Source organism: Robiginitalea sp., assembly GCF_049588695.1.
Lineage (GTDB): Bacteria > Bacteroidota > Bacteroidia > Flavobacteriales > Flavobacteriaceae > Robiginitalea.
Genome location: NZ_JBAVZJ010000610.1, coordinates 1 through 3937, shown reverse-complemented (window position 1 = coordinate 3937; position 3937 = coordinate 1). Strand labels below are relative to the sequence as shown.

3 protein-coding genes are annotated in these 3937 nt (G+C 49.3%); 1 reads left to right on the top strand and 2 read right to left on the bottom strand.

Annotated elements, in window-relative coordinates:
• Together WBV75_RS13935 and WBV75_RS13930 are read right to left on the bottom strand one after the other, a co-directional pair.
• On the bottom strand, positions 1–1585 hold a 1585-nt coding region (locus tag WBV75_RS13935), incomplete at its 3' end, for an alpha-1,4-glucan--maltose-1-phosphate maltosyltransferase (protein WP_424121191.1).
• Positions 1586–1719: 134 nt separating this feature from the next.
• The gene (locus WBV75_RS13930; RefSeq protein ID WP_424121190.1) at positions 1720–3243 is read right to left on the bottom strand and encodes an MFS transporter; all 1524 of its coding nucleotides are present in this window, start codon (positions 3241–3243) and stop codon (positions 1720–1722) included.
• A gap of 240 nt (positions 3244–3483) precedes the next feature.
• Between WBV75_RS13930 and WBV75_RS13925 the strand changes: the two genes are divergently transcribed.
• Positions 3484–3937, top strand: a 454-nt coding sequence (locus tag WBV75_RS13925) for a collagen-like protein (RefSeq protein WP_424121189.1), incomplete at its 3' end; no start/stop codon positions are given.

Below are 3937 nucleotides of genomic sequence, written 5' to 3'. Positions count from 1 at the left end.
TTATATTCCAGTCCCAATGCCGGATTTCATATTTCTCAGAATTCAGGTACTCCTCCTTGGAAGGGTAGGGCTTTGAATCCATATATTCAAAAACAGGTCCGTATATCCCGATATTGCCACTAAGGGTAGCCGCTAAGGCATAGCGAATCAGATGCATGCCCTCCCCTGCCCCCTGCAGATGATAAGGGTTGATGTCCGGGGTATTTGGCCAAAAATTCGGCCGGTAATACTCCCGCATTTCGCTTTGGGTCAGCTCCACCATATACTCGATAAGTTCCGCTTTGTGTTCCCTCCAGGTAAAATAGGTGTAGGATTGGCTAAAACCTTGTTTGGCCAGTTGTTGCATGACGCGGGGCCGGGAAAAAGCCTCGGCGAGGAAAAGTACATTCGGGTGCTTCTTTTTGACTTCAGCGATCAGCCAGTGCCAGAAAAAGTACGGCTTGGTGTGCGGATTGTCTACCCGGAAGATTTCCACCCCGAAACCGACCCATTTCAAAGTTACTTCCAGCAGTTCCTTCCAAAGGGCTTTGTAATCCGGGGTCTCAAACCAGAAATTGACAATATCCTGATACTTCTTTGGCGGGTTTTCAGCATATTGAATCGTTCCGTCAGGACGCTTGCGAAACCACTCCGGATGCTCCGTGATATAGGGATGATCCGGCGCAGCCTGAAAGGCCAGGTCCATAGCTACTTCCAGGCCGGACTCCGCAGCCTTTGCGATAAAGCCCCTGAAATCGTCTTCGTTCCCAAGTTCCGGATGAATGCTTCGGTGTCCGCCATGTCGCGAACCAATGGCCCAGGGCACCCCGGAATCGCCTTCCTGTGCTTCCGTAGTATTGTTGCGGCCTTTCCGGTTTACCTCCCCTATCGGATGAATGGGGGGAAGGTAGACCGTGTCAAAGCCCATTTCCGCGATCCTGGGCAACAGGGCTTCACAGTCCTTAAATGTTCCGTGGTCCCCAGCCTTCGGCGCGGCTGACCTGGGAAAGAATTCGTACCAGGTTGAAAAATTGGCCTTTTGCCGGTCCGTGTAGACTTCAAGGGACTCTGAAGTGTTGGCCAGCAATCGCTGGGGGTAGCGCAAAAATAAATCGTGTAATTTTTCGGATGTGGCCTCATTTATGGCCTGCTCATAGGTATCCTCCGATTCAAACATACCGATCAGCCCGGTGATATAGGATTTGTCTGCACCGGATACCTTCGACTTTAAAAATTTTAAATACTGGATCCCGTCCAGCAGTTCACTGCGAACATGCTGCCCATCGGCCAGTTTAGCCTCTATTCCGTGTTGCCAGTTCAGGGCATAATCCACCCACCCCCGTACTTTGTATTGGTAAAACCCCTGTTCATTCACCTGAAAGGCACCTTCCCACCTGTCATTGCTGAGCTCCCGCATGCGCACCTCTTTCCATTTACGGTCAGAAGCGTGTTTATACAGGACCTCCGCCTGCATGACGTCATGCCCGTCGGGAAGCACGTCGGCAGACACAACCACCTGTTCCCCCACCACCCTTTTGATAAAAAAGGCCCCGCATTCCAGCCGGGGTCTGATGTCATTAATTACGACGCGTTCTTGTCTTATCATAAAGAAGAAAAAGTTTTCCGTTTAGGTCTGTTTAAAGATATGAATTATAGCCGTATTCCCCAGACTTTCTGCCCAGACCTGAAGGACATATGAGCAGGCAATGCAAAAGGAGTTGCCCGCATCCGATCTCCCGCTTAGGCTTCAGACAGCGGGTCTACGGCAATCACAGCATGATCCTCCACCCTTAAAGTCAACAGGCCGGCCAGAATCATAGAAATTCCCCCTATGATCAGCGCGTAAATGGGCTCGTCATCAAAAATGCGGTTCACCATGAATCCAAGAATGGTTGCCGCCACCATTTGAGGGATTACGATAAAGAAATTAAATACCCCCATATAGTAGCCCATCTTCTTTGGAGGCAAAGCTCCCGCCAACATAGCATAAGGTACCGAAAGGATACTCGCCCAGGCAACACCCACCCCGATCATGGATACTAAAAGCCAATCCGGGTTGGAAATGAAATAGACTGAAATCAAGCCAAGACCACCGAGTACCAGTGCTAATAAATGGGTGATTTTTCGACTGGTCATTTTGGCCAGCACAGGGAGCAGGAATGCCACCAATGCCGCCACACCGTTATAGACGCCAAAGAGGACAGTCACCCAGTCCGCTCCGTCATTGTAAACTTGAGAGGTGGGATCCGTGGTCCCATAAATATGGCCGGTAACCGCCTGGGTGGTGTAGATCCACATTGAAAACAAGGCAAACCAGGAGAAAAATTGGACCGAAGCGAGTTGCTTCATGGTTTTGGGCATGTAAAGCAGGTCTGTCATAATCACGACAAAACCATTTTCAACATTCCGGCTCCGCACCGCGGCGGCAAGCATAAAAAGCACCCCGATCAGTCCAATTCCCACAGTGAGGATGTAAAGCTCCTTTTGCAGATTAAAATAGTACGGAAAAAAAGTAGCCACTATCCCCACCAATATCATTACAACGCCATAGGATCGCAATTTGGAAACCCTGAGGGATTCCCCTTCAGCGGTCAGGGAAGGGGTTTCGCGCTGTTGGTTTTCTGCAAAGGCATCCAATTCTTCCGGGGTGTATTCCCTGGAGCGGAAAACCGTCCATAAAACCGACAGTAAAAAGACCGCGGCACCCACATAGAAAGACCATTTGACAGAATCAGGGATAACACCTTCGGGGGCTGTATTGCTGATTCCAAACCAATTGGTAAAAACATAAGGCATCACCGAGCCCACCACGGCACCAATACCGATAAAAAAGCTTTGCATCGCAAAACCAAGGGTGCGTTGTTCAGAAGGAAGGTTGTCCCCGACGAAGGCCCGGAAGGGTTCCATAGAAATATTGATCGAGGCATCCATGATCCAGAGCATTCCTGCAGCCACCCATAAGGACGGTGAATTCGGCATGATACACAACGCAATGGAAGCGAGAACTGCCCCTACCAGGAAATATGGGCGGCGACGTCCCAGGCGAGTCCAGGTCCGGTCCGAGAAATAACCGATGATGGGTTGCACGACCAGTCCCGTCACAGGAGCCGCAATCCAGAGAATGGGTATACGCTCCACTTCAGCTCCAAGGGTTTCAAAGATTCGTGAGGTATTGGCGTTTTGTAGGGCGAATCCGAATTGGATTCCCAGAAATCCGAAGCTCATGTTCCAGATCTCCCAAAAACTCAGGTTGCGTTTCTTCATGGGTATGCTCAGATAAGTTTGGTATGGGAATCCGCTGGCGACTCCGGAATAAATATAGTATTTTTCAACTCAGAAGAATTTGAGAACCCGGGACTGGTTTTCCTATTCGCGACCGTTAAACGGCCTAAGTCATTGATAATAAACAACATAATTCCTTTACTCTTTTTTTGGAACGCTTTTTGAAACCAGGAAAGAAGAAAATAAACTCGCGACTTCTTAATTAACTTAAAACTACATACCATGAAAAATTTAGGACGCTTTTTTACAGTTTTAATCGCCTTGATAAGCCTTTCTGCTTGTGAAGGACCTACCGGACCCCCCGGACATCCCGGATTTGACGGACTCGATGGCCAGGACGGCCTTATCGGGACGGTCTACGATATCGTCGGGGATTTCAACCCGTCAAACGACTATACCCTTTTTTCCGTGTTTTCGGAGGATGTCCCTGGGCTTGAGGTTTTTGAAACAGATGTGGTGCTGGTCTACATTTTATGGGACCAGATCGATGATCCTACGGGTCCCATTGATATTTGGAGGCTGCTGCCTCAAACGCGCCTGTTACAACAAGGGATCCTGCAATACAATTACGACTTCACGTTTGAGGATGTTAGTATTTTTCTGGAATCCGATTTTAACCTGGATTCCCTGGGGCCCGCGTATACAAACGACCAGGTTTTCCGGATTGCCATCCTTC